Source organism: Variovorax sp. YR216 (genome assembly GCF_900107745.1).
GTDB lineage: Bacteria > Pseudomonadota > Gammaproteobacteria > Burkholderiales > Burkholderiaceae_C > Variovorax.
Genome location: NZ_FNRO01000002.1, coordinates 642,831 through 659,100 on the forward strand (window position 1 = coordinate 642,831; position 16,270 = coordinate 659,100).

The 16,270-nt window shown below is 65.7% G+C and carries 17 protein-coding genes; 6 read left to right on the forward strand and 11 right to left on the reverse strand.

Annotated elements, in window-relative coordinates:
• Positions 1 to 120: 120 nt before the first annotated feature.
• The 3 genes from BLW05_RS35880 to BLW05_RS07955 all read left to right on the forward strand — a co-directional run bounded on the left by BLW05_RS35880 (position 121) and on the right by BLW05_RS07955 (position 1,504).
• On the forward strand, positions 121 to 282 hold the full coding sequence (locus BLW05_RS35880) for a hypothetical protein (RefSeq protein ID WP_177142563.1): 162 nt from the start codon (positions 121 to 123) through the stop codon (positions 280 to 282).
• Between the two features lie 95 nt (positions 283 to 377).
• Positions 378 to 842: a GNAT family N-acetyltransferase gene (locus tag BLW05_RS07950; RefSeq protein WP_093161602.1), complete on the forward strand. Its 465-nt coding sequence runs from the start codon at positions 378 to 380 to the stop codon at positions 840 to 842.
• A gap of 8 nt (positions 843 to 850) precedes the next feature.
• A complete protein-coding gene (locus tag BLW05_RS07955) occupies positions 851 to 1,504 on the forward strand; it encodes an FMN-binding negative transcriptional regulator (RefSeq protein ID WP_093161603.1) in 654 nt (217 codons plus the stop codon).
• Between the two features lie 45 nt (positions 1,505 to 1,549).
• Here the strand turns inward: BLW05_RS07955 and BLW05_RS07960 are convergent, their stop codons facing one another.
• The 8 genes from BLW05_RS07960 to BLW05_RS07995 all read right to left on the reverse strand — a co-directional run bounded on the left by BLW05_RS07960 (position 1,550) and on the right by BLW05_RS07995 (position 9,799).
• A complete protein-coding gene (locus BLW05_RS07960; protein WP_093161604.1) occupies positions 1,550 to 2,428 on the reverse strand; it encodes a sugar phosphate isomerase/epimerase family protein in 879 nt (292 codons plus the stop codon).
• 6 nt (positions 2,429 to 2,434) lie between these two features.
• Positions 2,435 to 3,622 carry a dihydrodipicolinate synthase family protein gene (locus tag BLW05_RS07965; RefSeq protein ID WP_093161605.1) on the reverse strand — a complete coding sequence of 396 codons (1,188 nt, stop codon included), beginning with the start codon at positions 3,620 to 3,622 and terminating at the stop codon, positions 2,435 to 2,437.
• A gap of 12 nt (positions 3,623 to 3,634) precedes the next feature.
• On the reverse strand, positions 3,635 to 4,798 hold the full coding sequence (locus BLW05_RS07970) for a Gfo/Idh/MocA family protein (RefSeq protein WP_093161606.1): 1,164 nt from the start codon (positions 4,796 to 4,798) through the stop codon (positions 3,635 to 3,637).
• 38 nt (positions 4,799 to 4,836) lie between these two features.
• The gene (locus BLW05_RS07975) at positions 4,837 to 6,282 is read right to left on the reverse strand and encodes an enolase C-terminal domain-like protein (protein ID WP_143044791.1); all 1,446 of its coding nucleotides are present in this window, start codon (positions 6,280 to 6,282) and stop codon (positions 4,837 to 4,839) included.
• 10 nt (positions 6,283 to 6,292) lie between these two features.
• On the reverse strand, positions 6,293 to 7,069 hold the full coding sequence (locus BLW05_RS07980) for an ABC transporter ATP-binding protein (protein WP_093161608.1): 777 nt from the start codon (positions 7,067 to 7,069) through the stop codon (positions 6,293 to 6,295).
• A 128-nt stretch (positions 7,070 to 7,197) separates the two neighbouring features.
• On the reverse strand, positions 7,198 to 8,199 hold the full coding sequence (locus BLW05_RS07985) for an ABC transporter substrate-binding protein (protein WP_093161614.1): 1,002 nt from the start codon (positions 8,197 to 8,199) through the stop codon (positions 7,198 to 7,200).
• A gap of 35 nt (positions 8,200 to 8,234) precedes the next feature.
• Positions 8,235 to 9,008, reverse strand: coding sequence for an ABC transporter permease (locus BLW05_RS07990; protein WP_093161615.1), 774 nt, complete (start codon positions 9,006 to 9,008; stop codon positions 8,235 to 8,237).
• A 143-nt stretch (positions 9,009 to 9,151) separates the two neighbouring features.
• On the reverse strand, positions 9,152 to 9,799 hold the full coding sequence (locus BLW05_RS07995; protein ID WP_093161616.1) for a TetR/AcrR family transcriptional regulator: 648 nt from the start codon (positions 9,797 to 9,799) through the stop codon (positions 9,152 to 9,154).
• Positions 9,800 to 9,901: 102 nt separating this feature from the next.
• Between BLW05_RS07995 and BLW05_RS08000 the strand changes: the two genes are divergently transcribed.
• On the forward strand, positions 9,902 to 11,617 hold the full coding sequence (locus BLW05_RS08000) for a thiamine pyrophosphate-binding protein (RefSeq protein WP_093161617.1): 1,716 nt from the start codon (positions 9,902 to 9,904) through the stop codon (positions 11,615 to 11,617).
• Between the two features lie 73 nt (positions 11,618 to 11,690).
• On the opposite strand, the gene BLW05_RS08005 is transcribed toward BLW05_RS08000, so the two are convergent.
• Together BLW05_RS08005 and BLW05_RS08010 are read right to left on the reverse strand one after the other, a co-directional pair.
• Entirely contained in the window at positions 11,691 to 12,110 is a 420-nt protein-coding gene (locus BLW05_RS08005) for an SWIB/MDM2 domain-containing protein (RefSeq protein WP_093161618.1), read from the reverse strand.
• A gap of 184 nt (positions 12,111 to 12,294) precedes the next feature.
• A complete protein-coding gene (locus BLW05_RS08010; protein ID WP_093161619.1) occupies positions 12,295 to 13,221 on the reverse strand; it encodes a DMT family transporter in 927 nt (308 codons plus the stop codon).
• 31 nt (positions 13,222 to 13,252) lie between these two features.
• On the opposite strand from BLW05_RS08010, the gene BLW05_RS08015 reads away from it, so the two are divergent.
• Both BLW05_RS08015 and aceA read left to right on the forward strand, forming a co-directional pair.
• On the forward strand, positions 13,253 to 13,678 hold the full coding sequence (locus BLW05_RS08015; protein ID WP_371126920.1) for a gamma-glutamylcyclotransferase family protein: 426 nt from the start codon (positions 13,253 to 13,255) through the stop codon (positions 13,676 to 13,678).
• Between the two features lie 216 nt (positions 13,679 to 13,894).
• Positions 13,895 to 15,226 (forward strand): isocitrate lyase, encoded by a 1,332-nt coding sequence (gene aceA / locus BLW05_RS08020; protein ID WP_093161620.1) that lies wholly within the window; start codon positions 13,895 to 13,897, stop codon positions 15,224 to 15,226.
• 68 nt (positions 15,227 to 15,294) lie between these two features.
• Here the strand turns inward: aceA and BLW05_RS08025 are convergent, their stop codons facing one another.
• Entirely contained in the window at positions 15,295 to 16,257 is a 963-nt protein-coding gene (locus BLW05_RS08025) for a GlxA family transcriptional regulator (protein ID WP_093161621.1), read from the reverse strand.
• Between the last annotated feature and the right edge of the window lie 13 nt (positions 16,258 to 16,270).

The window sequence follows — 16,270 nt, forward strand, 5'->3', positions numbered from 1 at the left end:
GGATTTGCAGACCGATTGTTGCCGCAGCGGCCAGTTCGCGCGCCGTCCATCCGCCTGCCGTTCGCGGCTCGACAATTGTCCCGCCGCGCCGGATCGATTCGAGGCGCGCAAGAGCAAACAATGCAGTTGACCGAGACCCGTGTGCAGTGCGTTGACCGCAGTGCGCTGCGGCATTTCACGCCGTACTGGTGGGTGATCCGTCCGGTCAGCGGCCTGATTCGGCGTCGCCTGCTGGCGCGAATTGGCGATGCTTCGTTCCGCATGGCCTCGACGGACCATTGAGCACGAGGCGAGCCGCCGGGAGTGGTTTCAGAGTTTTCCGAGCCCACGTCTCGTGGTGTTCGAACTAGCATCGCGCCGACCCAGCCCCATTCACCATGACCGACATCCGCATCCGACCCGCCACACTCGCCGACTTGGAGACTGTTTCCTCGCTCTTCGACGCCTATCGGCAGTTCTACCAACAGGCCCCGGACCTCGACCTCGCGAGGACGTTCATTGCCGAGAGGATGCGACGTGGCGAATGCATCGTGCTGCTCGCGGAGGACGGCGACGGCCAGGCCGTTGGCTTCTGTCAGCTCTATCCGAGCTTTTGTTCCGTCGAGGCCACGTCGATCTATGCCTTGTACGACCTTTTCGTCGCGCCGCAATGCCGACGAAGCGGGGTGGGACGCGGGCTGCTGCTAGCGGCAGAAGCCGAAGCAGGCCGGCGAGGCGCGTCGAGGATGGACCTCACGACGGCGCGCTCCAACCGGGCGGCCCAGTCGCTGTACGAGTCGCTTGGCTGGATTCGCGACGAGGTCTTTCTTGCTTACAGCCGGCGCATCCCGGCCGGGATTTGAATCTCCGCATGTACATCTCCAAGCACCATGAGCTGCCCGGCACCGCCGCGGCCCACGCATTGATCCAGGCCCATCCGCTCGGGGCCTGGGTGGTGCCCGGCGACGACGGGCTCGTGGCTAACCATGTCCCGTTTCTTCTCGACCCGTCGCGCGGCCGGCTCGGAACGCTGCAGGGTCATGTCGCTCGGGCGAATCCGGTCTGGCGGCAGCTCCGCGCATCCACGCCGTCGCTCGTGATGTTCCAGGGGCAAGAGGCCTACATCACGCCCCGCTGGTACCCAGGCAAGCGGACGCACGGAAAAGTGGTCCCGACCTGGAACTACGCGGTCGCGCACGCGCGGGGCGTCGCGCGTGCCATCGACGACGAGGACTGGCTGCGCGACCTGCTGGCGCGGCTCACGACCGCCAGCGAGGCGTCGAGGCCGATGCCGTGGGCGGTGGCGGACGCGCCCAGCGAGTTCATCGACAAGCTCGTTCGTGCCGTGGTGGGGATAGAGATTCCGATCGATGGTCTCGTTGGCAAACTCAAGGCGAGTCAGGACGAGGACCTGCAGGACCGGTGGGGCACGGTCGAAGGGCTGGCCGCCGAGGGCACCGACAACGCGCGGGCGATGGCTACGCTGGTGCGAAACGCCATCGACGTACAGAAGGGTTCTCAATGAGCCGATCACCCAGTAGACGCCCGAACCGCCTGCGGGCGGCGCCGCTCAGACCTCGCTGCGGTGCCGCTCGATGCAAGTGTCCAGCGTCTCCTCGCCCGAACGCTTCCACCAGTCGAAGACCGAGAAGATCTCAACTTCGCTGTAGCCGGCGAAGCCCGCATCCTCGACCCAGTCGCGCACCTTCTTCAGCTCGACCACGCCATCGCCCATCATCCCGCGATCGGACAGCAGGTCGCGCGTCGGTGTGAGCCAGTCGCAGACGTGGTAGGCCAGCACGCGCTCCTTGCCGGCGCGCGCGATCTGCTGCTGTAGCTTCGGGTCCCACCACACGTGGTAGATGTCGACCGCGACGCCGAGCATGCCCGAGCGCGTTGGATCGAGTTCGTCACACAGGTCGAGCGCGTGTTCGAGCGTGTTGATGCACGCGCGGTCGGCGGCCTGCATGGGGTGCAGCGGTTCGATGGCGAGCGGCATGCCGACCTGCCGCGCGTACTCCAGCGATGCGGCGATGCCATCTCGAACCTCGCCGCGCGCGCGGCCGATGTCCTTGTAGAGCGCCTTGCCGTCGAGTGCACCCGGCAGTGCGCCGACGACCAGCACGAGGCAGGGCGCGCCGAGCAGCTTGGCCTCGTCGATCGCGCGGCGGTTGTCGTCGAGTGCGGCTTTCAGCCCGGTCGCATCCGGCGCTGGGAAGAAACCGCCACGGCAGTAGCCCGAAAGCCCGATGCCGTGCGCCTTGAGTTGCCTGGCAATCCTGTCGATGCCGACCGCAGCGACCTGGTCGCGCCACGGGCTGATCGCGCGGATGCCGCGTTCGGCGCACTGGTCGATGATGCGGTCCAGCGGCACCTCCACGCCGTGCTGCTTGCGGATGGTTGCCGTATTGATCGACAGCCATTCATGGCTCTGCGAGAAGTCGCGCATCGTCGTTCAGCCTTCGACGCCGTGCAGAGCGAGCAGCGTCTTCATGCGTTTGACGGCGAGCTCTGGCTGCTCCAGCAGGTTCGCCGCATCGGCCAGCCGGAACAGTTCTGCCAGATGCGGCAGCGAGCGCGTGCTCTGCTGTCCGCCGACCATCGTGAAATGGCTCTGGTGGCCGTTGAGCCACGCCATGAATACCACGCCGGTCTTGTAGAAGCGCGTGGGCGCCGCAAAGATGTGGCGCGACAGCGGCACCGTGGGGCCGAGGATCGCGTGGAACTTCTCCAGGTTGCCGGCGGCCAGTTCGCCCAGCGCCGCGCTCGCGGCCGGCGCGATCGCGTCGAAGATGCCGAGCAGCGCATCGCTCTTGCCGTGCGTCGGCTCGCTGCCCTGACCGTCGCCTGCGATCAGCTCCGCGTAGTTGAAGTCGTCGCCGGTGTACATGCGAACGCCCGCGGGCAGACGGCGGCGCATCACGATTTCCTTGTCCTTGTCGAGCAGGGAGATCTTGATGCCGTCGACCTTGTGCGGATGCGCGGCGATGATGCCGAGCGCGGTGTTCATCGCGCTGTCGATGTCCGACGTGCCCCAGTAGCCGGCGAGCGCGGGGTCGAACATGTCGCCGAGCCAGTGCAGGATCACCGGCTGCTTCGCCTGGCTGAGGATGCGGTCGTACACCCACTCGTAGTCGGCGGGGCTCTTCGCGACGCGGGCGAGCGCGCGGCTGGCCATCACGATCAGCTTGCCGCCGAGCGCCTCGATGGCGGCCATTTGTTCTTCGTAGCCGCGGATCACGTCATCGACGCTCTTGACCTTGTCGATGTCCAGGTGGTCGGTGCCGCAGCCGGAGGCGACGAGCGCGCCAGGCACGTCCTTGGCGGCATCGAGCGAGCGGCGGATGAGTTCGAGCGAGGTCGGCCAGTCCAGGCCCATGCCGCGCTGCGCGGTGTCCATCGCCTCGGCCACGCCGAGGCCGAGCGACCACAGGCGGCGGCGGTAGCCGATGGTGGCGTCCCAGTCGACCGCGCATTGCAGCCATGGATCGATCGCGGCCTTCGGGTCGGCCACCACGTGCGCGGCCGAATACGCGATGCGATTGAACGTGACGCCAGCCGGCGGCTTGACCGGCGTGCTGCCCTTGAGCGCGTAGGGCGCGAGCGCGCCGCCTGCGGTGAGGAGTGTGAGCGAGAGGGCCATGAAAACGCCTCCTCAGATCTTCAGCTCAGGCACGTCGATCCAGCGGCGGTCCTTCCAGCTTTCGAGTGCGGCCTCGACGAGCTGCACACCCTTGGCGCCTTCGGGCAGCGTCCACTTGTACGGTGCGTTCTCGACCACGTGGCGGATGAAGTGCTCCCACTGGATCTTGAAGCCGTTGTCGTAGACCTGCGAGTCCGGAATCTCCTGCCACTGGTCGAAGAAATTCATGGTCTGCTTCTCGTCCGGGTTCCAGACCGGGCGCGGGGTGGCGACGCGCGATTGCGCGCGGCATGACGAGAGGCCCGCGACCGCCGAGCCGTCGGTGCCGTCGACGTGGAAGGTCACGAGGTCGTCGCGGCGCACGCGGGTCACCCAGCTCATGTTGATCTGCGCGATCACCGGCTCGCCGTTGTGGCCGGTGAGTTCGCAAGTCGCGTAGGCGGCGTCGTCGGCGGTGGCCTCATACGGCTTGCCGGCTTCATCCCAACGCTTCGGGATGTGGGTGGTGCCGAGGCACGAGACCGACTTCACTTCGCCGAACAGGTTGTCCAGCACATAGCGCCAGTGGCACATCATGTCCAGGATCATCCCGCCGCCGTCTTCCTTGCGATAGTTCCACGAGGGACGCTGGATGGGCTGGAGGTCACCTTCGAAGACCCAGTAGCCGAATTCGAGGCGCACCGAGAGCATGCGGCCGAAGAAGCCCGCGCGGCGCAGCATGTCGAGCTTGCGCAGGCCGGGCAGGAAGAGCTTGTCCTGCACCGCGCCGTGCTTGAGGCCCGAGCCCTGCGCGAGGCCGGCGATCGCTACCGCTTCGTTGAGGTTGGTCGCGATCGGCTTTTCGCAGTAGACGTGCTTGCCGGCGCGGATGGCCTTGGCGAGCAATTGCGGGCGCATCTGCGTGGTGCCGGCGTCGAAGAAAACGGTGTCGTCCTTGTTCTCCAACGCCTTGTCGAGGTCGGTGCCCCAGCGCGTGATGCCGTGCGCCCTGGCGAGCGCCTCGATCTTCTCGGCATTGCGGCCGATCAGGATCGGATCGGGCATGACCTTGTCGCCGTTCCCGAGCGTCACGCCGCCTTGCGCGCGGATCGCGCAGATCGAGCGGATCAGATGCTGGTTCATGCCCATGCGTCCGGTGACGCCATGCATGATGATTCCGAGTCGTTGTTGTGCCATGGTTGTTCTCCGCTGTGAGTGGCGAGGGGTCGCGAGCGCTACACCAGCGTGGGCGCTTGCGAGAGGGGTTGGAGGCTGTCGAATGCGGGCTCGGCCGCATGCGCGAAGCCCGGTTGCGCGAGGAGCGAGCCGATGGCGATGCGCCCGTCGCGGATCGCGAGGCGGGGACGGCCTGCGCTGGTTTCGTAGAGATCGGGGTGGGCGGTTGCGAAGTTCGATGACTCCGCGGCTGGCGCATCGCCGAAGCCGTCGACGTAGTGATGGCCGTTGCGTTCGCAGTGCGCGAGGCCGAGCAGCGCGGCCAGGGCGAGGTCCTGCTGGACTGCGAGGCCTGCCTGGCAGGTCAGGTCTTCCGCCGACATGAAACAGCGGTCGGCTTCGCGGTCGTGCGCGAGGTTCCATTGGTCGCAGCGCGCGCGGTTGATGACGGCCTTGTAGATGCCCTTGCACCCTTTGCTCGAGATGCCGCGCCAGCCGTGGGCGCGGCCCATCGGGAAAGCGTCGAGCGTGCCGTCGGCTTCGTCGAGCAGCAGCGCGGCGGGTACGCGGAGTTCAGCCAGCGCCGGATCCATGCTGGCATCGCGCGGCAGCGGTTGTTCGAGATAGAGCAATGCGTCCGGACGCGCACGGAGGCGCGGCAGTTCGCGCAGCCCCTCGCAGAGGGCCTTCAAGGCGTGCAGGTCGGCGTATTGCTCGTTGCCGTCGAGGGTGAAGCGGTGGCCCGGCGCGACCGCGTCGAGCGTGGCGAGGACCGCATCGAGCCGCGCGAGGTCGATGGCCGGATCGCCGCCGAGCTTGATCTTGAAGTAGCGGTGGCCGTAGCGACGCACCACCGCCGGGAGGGTGACGGGCAGGCCCGCAGCGTCTTCCACGTCGCCTTCGAGTGCATCGAGCATGCCGACGGTGTGCCTCGCCTGCAGGCTGGAGGAGGGCGTCAGCGACGAGAGCCACGCGTTCCAGTCCCAGCCTTGAAGGTCGGGCGCCAGCAGCGTGTCGCAAAGGCCGACCAGGTTGCGGCTGAAGGCGGCATGCATCGGCAAGCGGACGCAGCGGCAGAGCGCATCGATCACCGCGCGATCGATCACCGCCTGCGCGAACGCGGTCGAGAGCGCGGTCGCGCCCGATGCTTCGCCATGCTTCATCAGCGCTTGGTAGTTCTGCGCGAAGAGCGCGAACGCGGTCGTGGGGGCGTCTCGCGTGTAGGCGCTGGATGTCGATTCCAGCGCGTGCTGGAGATCGCGCACGTTGTCGGCCGGGCTGCGATCCGTCCGCTTGTCGAACCAGCGCGGCACCATGAGCTCTGCCGCCCAGCCTTCGGTGGTGCCTGAGGTGCCGCAATCCACCGTCGCCCGTACGAAGACTTGCGGGCAGCGCGTCAGCGTCGCCGCGCCGAACTTGAACGGCAGCCGCAGCGACATCGCACGCACGCCGAAGTCGATGGCGAGAACGCGCAACCTGGGTGCGGGGGACGGAGTGGCAGTCACGACAAGGCGCCTAAGCGTCCAGGTGGCCTTGGGCGAAAAAGTGCGCGCGCAGGGTTCTGGCGTACTCGGCGAAGCGCTCGGTGCCCATTACGTCGAGGGGGCGCGGGCGCGGCAGGTCGATGTCGTAGATCGCGGCGATCGAGCCCGGGCGCTCGCTCATCACGATCACGCGGTCGGACAGGAAGATCGCCTCGGGGATGCTGTGCGTGATCAGAAGCACCGTCTTCTTCGACGCCGACCAGATGCGCTGGAGCTCGAGGTTCATCTTCTCGCGCGTCATCGCATCGAGTGCGCCGAAGGGCTCGTCCATGAGCAGCACCGAGGGATCGTGCAACAGCGCGCGGCAGATCGACGCACGCTGCTGCATGCCGCCGGAGAGCTGCCAGGGATATTTCTTCTCGAAGCCGGTGAGCCCGGCCATCTTCATCAGCTCACGGGCGCGCTGGCGCGCTGCTTCCCTGGGCATGTGGCGGATCTCGGCTTGCAGCAGAATGTTGTCCTCCACGCTGCGCCAGGCCAGCAGCACCGCGCTCTGGAAGACGATGCCCACGTCCTTCTGCGGCCCCTTGATCGGGTGGCCCGCGAGGTTCAGCGTGCCACCGCTGATCGGCAGCAGCCCCGCGACCATCTTGAGCAGCGTGCTCTTGCCGCAGCCGGAAGGCCCGACCACGGACACGAACTCACCCTCGCGAATCGAGAAGTCCAGCGGCTTCAGCGATTCGACCGGACCATCCTTGCTTTGGTAGATCGAGACGCCACGCGCTTCGATCAGGACATCAGTGGACATGCGTACAGAGGAGGTAGGAACGGAGGCCAGGGCACCCGCGGAACCGGCTTCGCCGGGCCGCCGGGTGCGCCCCCGGAGAGGGGGTGGCGCAGCGACACGCAGTGCGCGCAGCCTGGGGGAGAACTCAGTCAGGGCAGGAAGTCGAGCGTCACGTAGTCCTCGGGCTTGCCGCGCGTCGCCGCGTCCATGCCGCCGTATTGCACCAGCAGGTCGAGCGAGTCGTTGACGTTCTTCATCGCCACGCGGAACGGACGCTGGTTGGCGGTGTCCTTGGTGTGGTAGAGCGCGGTGCTCTGCTTCAGCCCAACGATGAGCGTGTCGCGCACGCCGGCCTTGGGGTTGGCCTTGAGCATCGCGTCGACGGCGGCTTCCGGCTCCTTCTCGGCGGCTTCTGCGGCGCGGGTGGCAGCGCGCATGAAGCGCTTCACGAGGTCGGGGTTCTCGGTCAGCAGGTTCTTGTTGGTGATGATTCCGGAGCTGATCTGGTTGACGCCCGAATCGGCGAAGCGGATCGGCGTCACCGGCTTGCCAGTGGCGTCCTGCAGCTTGATCGCCTGGTCCATCACGTAGCCCAGCAGCAGGTCGGCCTGGCCGTTGGCGACCGCATTGAGCTTGGTCTGCGCATCGCCCGAGATGACTTTCACCTGGTCGGGCGTGATGTTGTTGGCTTTCAGGAAGACCGGCCACATCTGCGACATCGAATCGCCCGGCGTGGTGGCGACCGTCTTGCCGATGACGTCCTTGGGCGTCCTGATGCCCTTTTCGCTGAAGCCCATGACCGACATCGGGCTGACCTGGAACAGGACGCCGGTGGACTTCAGCGGCGCGCCCTTGGCGGCGGCCTTGATCATGGTCGTGACGTCGATGTAGCCGAAGGTGGCCGACTTGGCCGCCACGGCCTGGGCGGTGACTGCGGAGCCGCGGCCTTCCTGGATGTCGAGGTCGATGCCTTCTTCGGCGAAGTAGCCGCGCTCCTTGCCGAGGAAGAACGGCGCGTGCTCGCTGTAGAGGTACCAGTTGAGCATCAGCGTGACCTTGTCCGCCGGCTTGTTCTGCGCCTGGGCGGGTGTCACCGCGAGTGCCAACGCGGCCGCAGCGCCGGCGAGTAGGGTCGTGAGCATCTTCTTCATGGTCTGTCTCCTGGGAAGAATGGTTTGCAACGGGGTCACTGGGCGTGGCGCTGTGACGCGTGCCACGGGATCATCAGCCGCTCGACGAGATCGACGGCGATGAAGAGCAGCACGCCGATGGTCGAAAGCACGACCAGCGCCGCGAACATCAGGGGCAGGTCGAAGTTGCCGTTGGCGACCTGCAGCACGTAGCCGATGCCGGAGTTGGAGCCGACGAATTCGCCGACCACCGCGCCGACCACCGCCAGCGTCACCGATACCTTCAGGCCGCTGAAGATCGCCGGCAGTGCCTGCGGCAGGCTGATCTTGAAGAAGGTCTGCAGCCGCGTCGCGCCCATGGAGCGTGCGAGGTCGAGCATGTCCGGCTCCACCGACTTGAAGCCCATGACCGTCGAGACAACCACCGGGAAGAAACCCAGCAGGAAGGCCGAGATCACCTTCGGAAAGATGCCGAAGCCGAACCACACCACGAAGAGCGGCGCGATCGCGACCTTGGGAATGCTCTGCGAGAACACCAGCAGCGGGTAGACGTAGGACTCGACCACCCGCGAGTACGCGATCACCATCGCGATCGGAATGCCGATCACGATCGTGAGGCCGAAGCCGCCGAGCGTCGCGAGCGTCGTCTTCCAACTTTCGGCGATGAGGCGCGGCCATTCGGCGATCAACTGGTGCACGACCTGCATCGGCGGCGGGATGAGGTAGGGCGGGATCTTGAAGACGCGGATCACGATGTCCCACAGCACCAGCAGCATCAGGATCAGCAGGAAGGGCCTCAGCGCAGGTGAAAGCAGCAGGTTGCGGAGCATCGACGAGAGCAGGTGGATTGAGCCGTGAAGCCGGAGGCATTCGCGGTCGAGCCGCGCGCTTCAATTCACCAATAAGTGAATTAAACGATTCTAGAAACCCGTCATCGACGCAGTCAACGACCGCCGCCTAGGAGATACCCGTATCAGCGCAGGACGTAGCCGAGCACCAGATCGGTCATGTGCGAGAGGCGCTGCGCCATGGCCTTGGGACTGCGCAGATTGCGGCCGAAGATGGTCGACAGGGTGTCGTTGTTCGAGAGGTAGAAGTAGCAGAGCGAGGCGATCGAGATGTAGAGCTGCACCGGGTCGATGCCGTTGCGAAAGACGTCGCCGCGACGGCCGCGCTCGAGCACGTCGTCGAGCAGCTTGATCAGCGGCGAGTTCATCTCCTGGATGCGCTCGGAGCGCTTCAGGTGCACCGCGCGGTGCAGGTTCTCGCTGTTGAGCAGCGTGATGAACTCGGGGTGCTCGAGGTAGTAGTGCCAGGTGAAGGAGACCAGCCGGCGGATCGCCTCGACCGGTTCCACGTCTTCCAGGTGCAGGCGCTGCTCGGCCTCGCGGATGTCGGCGTAGGTGCCCTCGAGCACCGCAAGGAAGAGATCGTCCTTGCTCCCGAAGTAGTAGTAGATCAGCCGCTTGTTGAGGCCGGCGCGCTCGGCGATGCTGTCCATGCGCGCGCCTGCCAGCCCGCGTTGCGAGAACTCGTCGCGCGCGGAGGCGAGGATGGCGAGCTGGGATCGGTCGGCATCGCGCGAACGCGGTTCAGCCGGCGCGTGAGGGCGGGATTTCATGCGGCGAATTTAACCAGATGGGGAATTAAGGCAAGCGGGCAAGCAGGGAGAGGCACGCGGATAATTCGCGCACCCCATTTCAAGCAGAGAGGCGCGTCGCACATGAGCTCACCACAACCCGCAGGGCACCTGATTGTCGAGTGCCTGATCGAACAGGGGGTCGAGCTGGCCTTCGGCGTTCCGGGCGAGAGCTTCCTTGCGGTGCTCGATGGCTTCCATCAATACGGCGAGCGCATCCGCTTCATCGTGAATCGCCAGGAGGGTGGCGCGGCGTTCATGGCGGAAGCGCACGGCAAGCTGACCGGACGGCCGGGGGTGTGCTTCGTCACCCGCGGGCCGGGCGCCACCAACGCGTCGATCGGCGTGCACAACGCGTTCCAGGATTCGACGCCGATGGTCCTCTTCGTCGGCGACGTCGGCAGCGACTTCCGCGATCGCGAGGCGTTCCAGGAGGTCGACTACGGCAGCTTCTTCGGCCCCAGCACCAAGGGCTTCGCCAAGCGCGTGGAGCGCATCGACGATGCCGATCGAATCCCGGAGTACATCGCGCGGGCGTTCGCCACGGCCATGAACGGACGGCCCGGTCCGGTCGTGCTGGTTCTGCCGGAGGACATGCTGCGCAGCACCACGGCATCGCGGCCGCTGCGCCGTGTCGAGGCCGTCGAGCCGTGGAGCGATCCGGGTGCGCTGCGCACGCTGCGCGAGCTGCTGCTGAAGTCGCAGCGTCCGCTCGTGATCGCCGGCGGCGGTGGATGGACCCCGCAGGCTGCGCAGGCGCTGCAGCGCTTTGCCGAGAACTGGAAGCTGCCGGTGGCGAATGCGTTCCGCTTCCAGGACACCTTCGACAACCATCATCCGCTGTATGCGGGCGATGTCGGCATCGCGATCAATCCGAAGCTCGCGGAGCGGGTGCGGCAAAGCGATCTCATTCTTGCGATCGGCCCGCGGCTGGGCGAGATGACGACCAGCGGCTACACGCTGCTGGAGGCGCCGAAGCCGAAGCAGACGCTGGTGCACATCCATGCCAGCGCAGAGGAGCTCAACCGCGTCTACCAGGCCGACCTGGCGATCAACGCCGGCATGAGCGCAGCCGCGCGCAGCCTCGAAGTGCTGAGCGCGCCGACGGAGCTGCCCTGGGAGGCGTGGACTGCGTCCGCGCATGCCGACTACGTCGCGAATCTGGAGCCGCAGCCTCTTGCAGGCCTGCCGCCCGAGGCGCCGCGCGGTGCGGTGGACATGGTGGCGGTGGTTGCTCTGCTGCAGAAGCACCTTCCGCCGGATGCGGCGATCACCAACGGCGCGGGCAATTTCGCGAGCTGGGTGCATCGCTATTTCCGCTATCACGGCCTCGCGAAGGGGGCCAAGACACAGCTGGCGCCGACCAGCGGCGCGATGGGCTATGGGGTGCCGGCGGGCATCGCGGCGAACCTGGCGACGGGGCGGGTCGCCTTCACGATCGCCGGCGACGGGGACTTCCTGATGACCGGACAGGAACTCGCCACGGCTTCGCAGCATGGCGGCAAGAGCATCATCGTGCTGCTCAACAACGGCATGTACGGCACCATCCGCATGCACCAGGAGCGCGAATACCCGACGAAGGTGAGTGGGACCGAGTTGCGCAACCCGGACTTCTGCGCGCTGGCGAGGGCTTACGGCTACGCGGCCGAGCGTGTCACCGAGACCACGCAGTTCGAAGGTGCGCTGCAGCGCGCACTGGCGGCCGATACGGGCACGCTGATCGAGATTCCGCTCGACCCCGAGGTCATCACCACCCGTGGCACGTTGAGCACGATCAGGAAGGCTGCACAGGCGCGATAGCGGTCATCGCGCAGGCGAAAAAAAGCCGGCGGATGCCGGCTTTTTTGTGGGAGCGTGCAGGACGCCCCGGGGCTTACTTGACGTGCTTGCCGATCAGCGAAGCCAGTTCGAACATCGACACTTGCGGCTTGCCGAAGATTTCCTTCAGCTTGGCGTCGGCGTTGATGTTGCGCTTGTTGGCCTTGTCTTGAAGGTTGTTCTTCTTGATGTAGTCCCACAGCTTGCTCACCACAGCGGTGCGCGGCAGAGGCGTCGAGCCGACCACAGCGGCGAGCGCCGGGCTGGGGGTCAGTGCCTTCATGAACGCAGCGTTGGGGGTGCGCTTCTTGGCGGGAGCCTTCTTCGCAGGAGCCTTCTTGGCCGGAGCGGCCTTCTTGGCGGGTGCTGCCTTCTTTGCAGGAGCCGCCTTCTTCGCAGGCGCCGCGGCCTTCTTGGCCGGAGCCGCCTTCTTTGCCGGCGCTTTCTTGGCCGGGGCCTTCTTTGCAGTTGCCATGGTTGATTTCCTTTTTTGGTTGAACGCTTTCACCAATGAGAGTGTGTCTCTTCACCGGCATTGCGGATGCTAAAGGAGAAGAAACGCGTTTCCAAGGGAAAAAGGGGTTTTTTCATTGGGAGTTGTTGTTTTTTCAGAGGGAAGAAGCACAGCGTTTTCCCTTGAAGGCACTCTGAGAGCACCTTCAGGCGCGTCGTGCAGGCCATGTCGCGAGCACGACGCCGAGCAATGCGAGTGCAAACGCGACCACTTGCGGCGATGAAAGACTCTCGCCGAGCACCACGACGCCGACGAGCGCAGCACTCACCGGCAGCATCACGGTGAACACGCCGGCCTGCGACGCGGGCACGCCCTTGAGGCCGGTCATCCAGAGCCACACGGTCCAGATGCTCGCTGCGAGCGCGTACACCACGAGCAGTCCCCAGAGTCCGATCGGCACCGCGCCGAAGTCGAAGCGCAGGGCGAACCAGATGCCGAAGGGCGTCGACAGAACGAAGCCCCAGAGGTTGATGAGCGACGAGATCCGCTTGGGCCCGAGCCGTCCCGTGAGCGACTTGCCGATCACCGCATACGACGCTTCGCACACCACGGCCGCGAAGACGAGCAGGTTGCCCAGCCAGGGCAGGTGGCCGGACGGTGTCCCCGTCCCATGCGTCGCGGCCTGTGCGGGCGCGAGGGCAAGCAGCCCGATGCCGCAGGCTGCGCATGCGATCGCGAGGCCGACGCGCGCGGTGATGCGTTCGCGCAGAAAGAGCCAACTGCCGATCGCCACCACCGCTGGAATCGACGCCATGATCACGCCGGCCGACACCGCGCTCGTCAGGCTGACGCCGAAGAGCATGCAGATCGAGAACATGAAGTTGCCGAGGAAGGATTCGAGGAAGACGAGTCCGCGCGTGTGTGCCGTCATTGCCGGCTCGCCTTCGGGGCGCCGAAGCCAGTGCGGCATCGCGAGCGCCGCGATGCCGAAGCGCAGCCACGCGAGCAGCAGCACTGGAAATGCGGCGACTAGCGGCTTGGAGAGGGCAACGTAGCTGCCAACGAGCGACATGCTCAGCGCGAGGCAGCCGTAGGCGACGAGTCGGCGAGGCGCCGGAAGTGCGGTGTTCAATAGAGTGGCAACCGTAGCGAGGAGTACTTGGATGATGCCGCAACCCGACCCCACAGCCCGTCATGTGTTCGTCTACGGGACGTTGCGCAGCGGCGGCAGCAACGACATCTCGCGCTTCTCTCCGGCACCGCAGCGCGTGGGGGATGGCGAGATCGCGGGCACGCTCTTCGATCTGGGCGCATACCCTGGCGCGGTGCTCGGTGGAGGCGGGCGCATCAAGGGCGAGGTCTACCGGATCGCTCCGGGGGTCGAAGTCCAGCTCGATCTGCTCGAGGAGGTGAAGCCCGATGGCTCCGGCGAATACATCCGGCGGGAAGTCGAGGTGGAGGTTGCTGGTCGGTCGATCGCTTGTCTCGTGTACGAGATCCACCCGTCGCGGATTGCTGGCAGATCCGTCATCGCGAGCGGCAACTGGATGGCTCGGGATCGAGGCTCCGGGTCGCTTTTCATGCCGTAAAAGCCGTCGCACAATGTGAAAACTGAATGTGCTGCGCCGCAATAATTTTTCTCAATACAAGAAAAATAATTTCGCATTGAGAGAAACGAACGTAAGTTGTTGAGTTTGTTGGATCAAAAATAACTCTTCTATAAGACATAAGAGTCTCGAGTCCGGCGTACAGTAAGCGCCAAGGACGCGAAGCGACCGACCTTTTCAACAACTCTCGGAGTGACCATGCCTCAGACCCTCACCGAACAACTCAGCCGCGAACAACAGATCGCCGCTCTCGAAAAAGACTGGGCCACCAACCCCCGCTGGAAGGGCGTGAAGCGCGGCTACAGCGCTGCCGACGTGGTGCGTCTGCGCGGCTCGCTGCCGATCGAGCACACCCTGGCCCGCCGCGGTGCCGAGAAGCTGTGGGAGAAGATCAACGGCGACGCCAAGAAGGGCTACGTGAACGCCTTCGGCGCCATCAGTGCCGGCCAGGCGATGCAGCAGGCCAAGGCTGGCCTCGAGGCCGTGTACCTGTCGGGCTGGCAGGTCGCCGCCGACGGCAACACCTCTGAGACCATGTACCCCGACCAGTCGCTCTATGCCTACGACTCGGTGCCGACCATGGTCCGCCGCATCAACAACACCTTCAAGCGCGCCGACGAGATCCAGTGGGGCCGCGGCGTGAATCCGGGCGACAAGGAATTCATCGACTACTTCCTGCCGATCGTGGCCGATGCCGAAGCCGGCTTCGGCGGCGTGCTCAACGCCTTCGAACTGATGAAGAATATGATCGCCGCGGGCGCGGCCGGCGTGCACTTCGAAGACCAGCTCGCTGCGGTCAAGAAGTGCGGCCACATGGGCGGCAAGGTGCTGGTGCCGACGCAGGAAGCTTGCGAGAAGCTGATCTCGGCGCGCTTCGCGGCCGACGTGATGGGCGTGTCGACCATCGTGCTGGCCCGCACCGATGCCGAAGCGGCCAACCTGATCACCTCCGACCACGACGCGAACGACAAGCCGTTCCTGACCGGCGAGCGCACGCAGGAAGGCTTCTACCGCGTGAAGAACGGCCTCGAGCAGGCCATCAGCCGCGGCGTCGCCTACGCGCCCTATGCGGACCTCGTGTGGTGCGAAACCGGCGTGCCGGACATCGGCTTCGCGCGCGAATTCGCGCAGGCCGTGCACGCCGCCTGCCCGGGCAAGCTGCTCTCGTACAACTGCTCGCCGTCGTTCAACTGGAAGAAGAACCTCGACGACAAGCAGATCGCTTCGTTCCAGGAGGACCTCTCGGCGCTGGGCTACAAGTTCCAGTTCATCACGCTCGCGGGCATCCACATCAACTGGTACAACACCTTCCAGTTCGCGCATGCCTATGCCAACGGCGAAGGCATGAAGCACTACGTCAACATGGTGCAGGAACCCGAGTTCGCTGCGCGCGACAAGGGCTACACCTTCGTGTCGCACCAGCAGGAAGTCGGCGCCGGCTACTTCGACGACGTGACCACGGTCATCCAGGGCGGCTCGTCCAGCGTCAAGGCGCTGACCGGTTCGACCGAAGAAGAGCAGTTCCACTGATCTGCATCCTCGCTCCCTGAACGAATCCCCGCGAGAGCAATCCGCGGGGATTTTTTCTTGGGCGGGATCTATTCGACCTTGCGCAGGTCTCGCACGCCGCGCCCGAGCCGCTGGCGCAGCAGGGTGCGCAGCGTCACGCCTTCGGCGTAGCCGACGAGACTGGCAATCTGCTCCAGGCTCTTGTCGCTCGTCTTCAGAAGATGCACAGCGCGCTCGACGCGCAGGTCCTGGAAGTAGGAAAGAGGCGTCTTTCCGAGCACCTGCTGCATGCGGCGCGCGAGGGTGCGCTTGCTGGTGCCCGCCGCGGAGGCCGCTTCGTCGAGAGAAAAGCCATCGGCGAGTCGTCCGCGGGCCCAGCGCTCGAAACGTTCGACGGTCGGGTCGGAATGGCTGAGGTGATCGGTGATGACGTAGGCGGACTGGGATGGTCGGGCGTCGACGATCAGATACCGCGCCACCAGCGTCGCGAGTTCGGGGCTCGCCTGGCGCACGAGGAAAAGCGCCATGTCGACGTGGCTCAGCGCCGCCCCCGCGGTCACGAAGGGGCCTGAGCTGACGAGCATGCGCGACTCGTCGAGGCGGACGGCGGGGTAGCGCTGGCGGAACAGCGACGAGAGCCACCATGTCGTCGTCGCCTGCTGCTCGTCGAGCAGGCCGGATTCCGCAAGCACGAAGGTTCCGATGCAGGCCGCCGCGATCCTCCTGCCCGACGCGGCCTGCTCGCGCAGCAGGTTCGCCGCATCGGCGATGTCCTTGCGGCGCAGTGCCGTCTGAAGGCCATCGGGCATCTTTTCCCCGATCGCGGGAATGACGGTCCAGTCCGGATTGCCGCATTCGGCGGCCTGATTTACCGGAACGCGAAGGCCCTGGGCGGTGTGGACCCTCTTTCGAACGCCGGTCGTGCAGACATCGAAGCGCGCGACGTCAAGGCCGAGCATGCCCGCCAGTTCGTTGGCGGTGGTGAAGACGTCGAGCGTGGTGGCCAGCCCTGTGTCGAAGACGCCGTCCAGCGCGAGTACGTGAATCTTCATGGCAATAACGATA

Coding starts and splice junctions, on each gene's coding strand:
- BLW05_RS07970 (WP_093161606.1), bottom strand. CDS start 4,798: ATGGCACAACAACGACTCGGAATCATCATGCATGGCGTCACCGGACGC.
- BLW05_RS08025 (WP_093161621.1), bottom strand. CDS start 16,257: ATGAAGATTCACGTACTCGCGCTGGACGGCGTCTTCGACACAGGGCTG.
- BLW05_RS08000 (WP_093161617.1), top strand. CDS start 9,902: ATGAGCTCACCACAACCCGCAGGGCACCTGATTGTCGAGTGCCTGATC.
- BLW05_RS07955 (WP_093161603.1), top strand. CDS start 851: ATGTACATCTCCAAGCACCATGAGCTGCCCGGCACCGCCGCGGCCCAC.
- BLW05_RS08005 (WP_093161618.1), bottom strand. CDS start 12,110: ATGGCAACTGCAAAGAAGGCCCCGGCCAAGAAAGCGCCGGCAAAGAAG.
- BLW05_RS07950 (WP_093161602.1), top strand. CDS start 378: ATGACCGACATCCGCATCCGACCCGCCACACTCGCCGACTTGGAGACT.
- BLW05_RS07965 (WP_093161605.1), bottom strand. CDS start 3,622: ATGGCCCTCTCGCTCACACTCCTCACCGCAGGCGGCGCGCTCGCGCCC.
- BLW05_RS07990 (WP_093161615.1), bottom strand. CDS start 9,008: ATGCTCCGCAACCTGCTGCTTTCACCTGCGCTGAGGCCCTTCCTGCTG.
- BLW05_RS07995 (WP_093161616.1), bottom strand. CDS start 9,799: ATGAAATCCCGCCCTCACGCGCCGGCTGAACCGCGTTCGCGCGATGCC.
- BLW05_RS35880 (WP_177142563.1), top strand. CDS start 121: ATGCAGTTGACCGAGACCCGTGTGCAGTGCGTTGACCGCAGTGCGCTG.
- BLW05_RS07985 (WP_093161614.1), bottom strand. CDS start 8,199: ATGAAGAAGATGCTCACGACCCTACTCGCCGGCGCTGCGGCCGCGTTG.
- BLW05_RS07980 (WP_093161608.1), bottom strand. CDS start 7,069: ATGTCCACTGATGTCCTGATCGAAGCGCGTGGCGTCTCGATCTACCAA.
- BLW05_RS07960 (WP_093161604.1), bottom strand. CDS start 2,428: ATGCGCGACTTCTCGCAGAGCCATGAATGGCTGTCGATCAATACGGCA.
- BLW05_RS08015 (WP_371126920.1), top strand. CDS start 13,253: ATGATGCCGCAACCCGACCCCACAGCCCGTCATGTGTTCGTCTACGGG.
- aceA (WP_093161620.1), top strand. CDS start 13,895: ATGCCTCAGACCCTCACCGAACAACTCAGCCGCGAACAACAGATCGCC.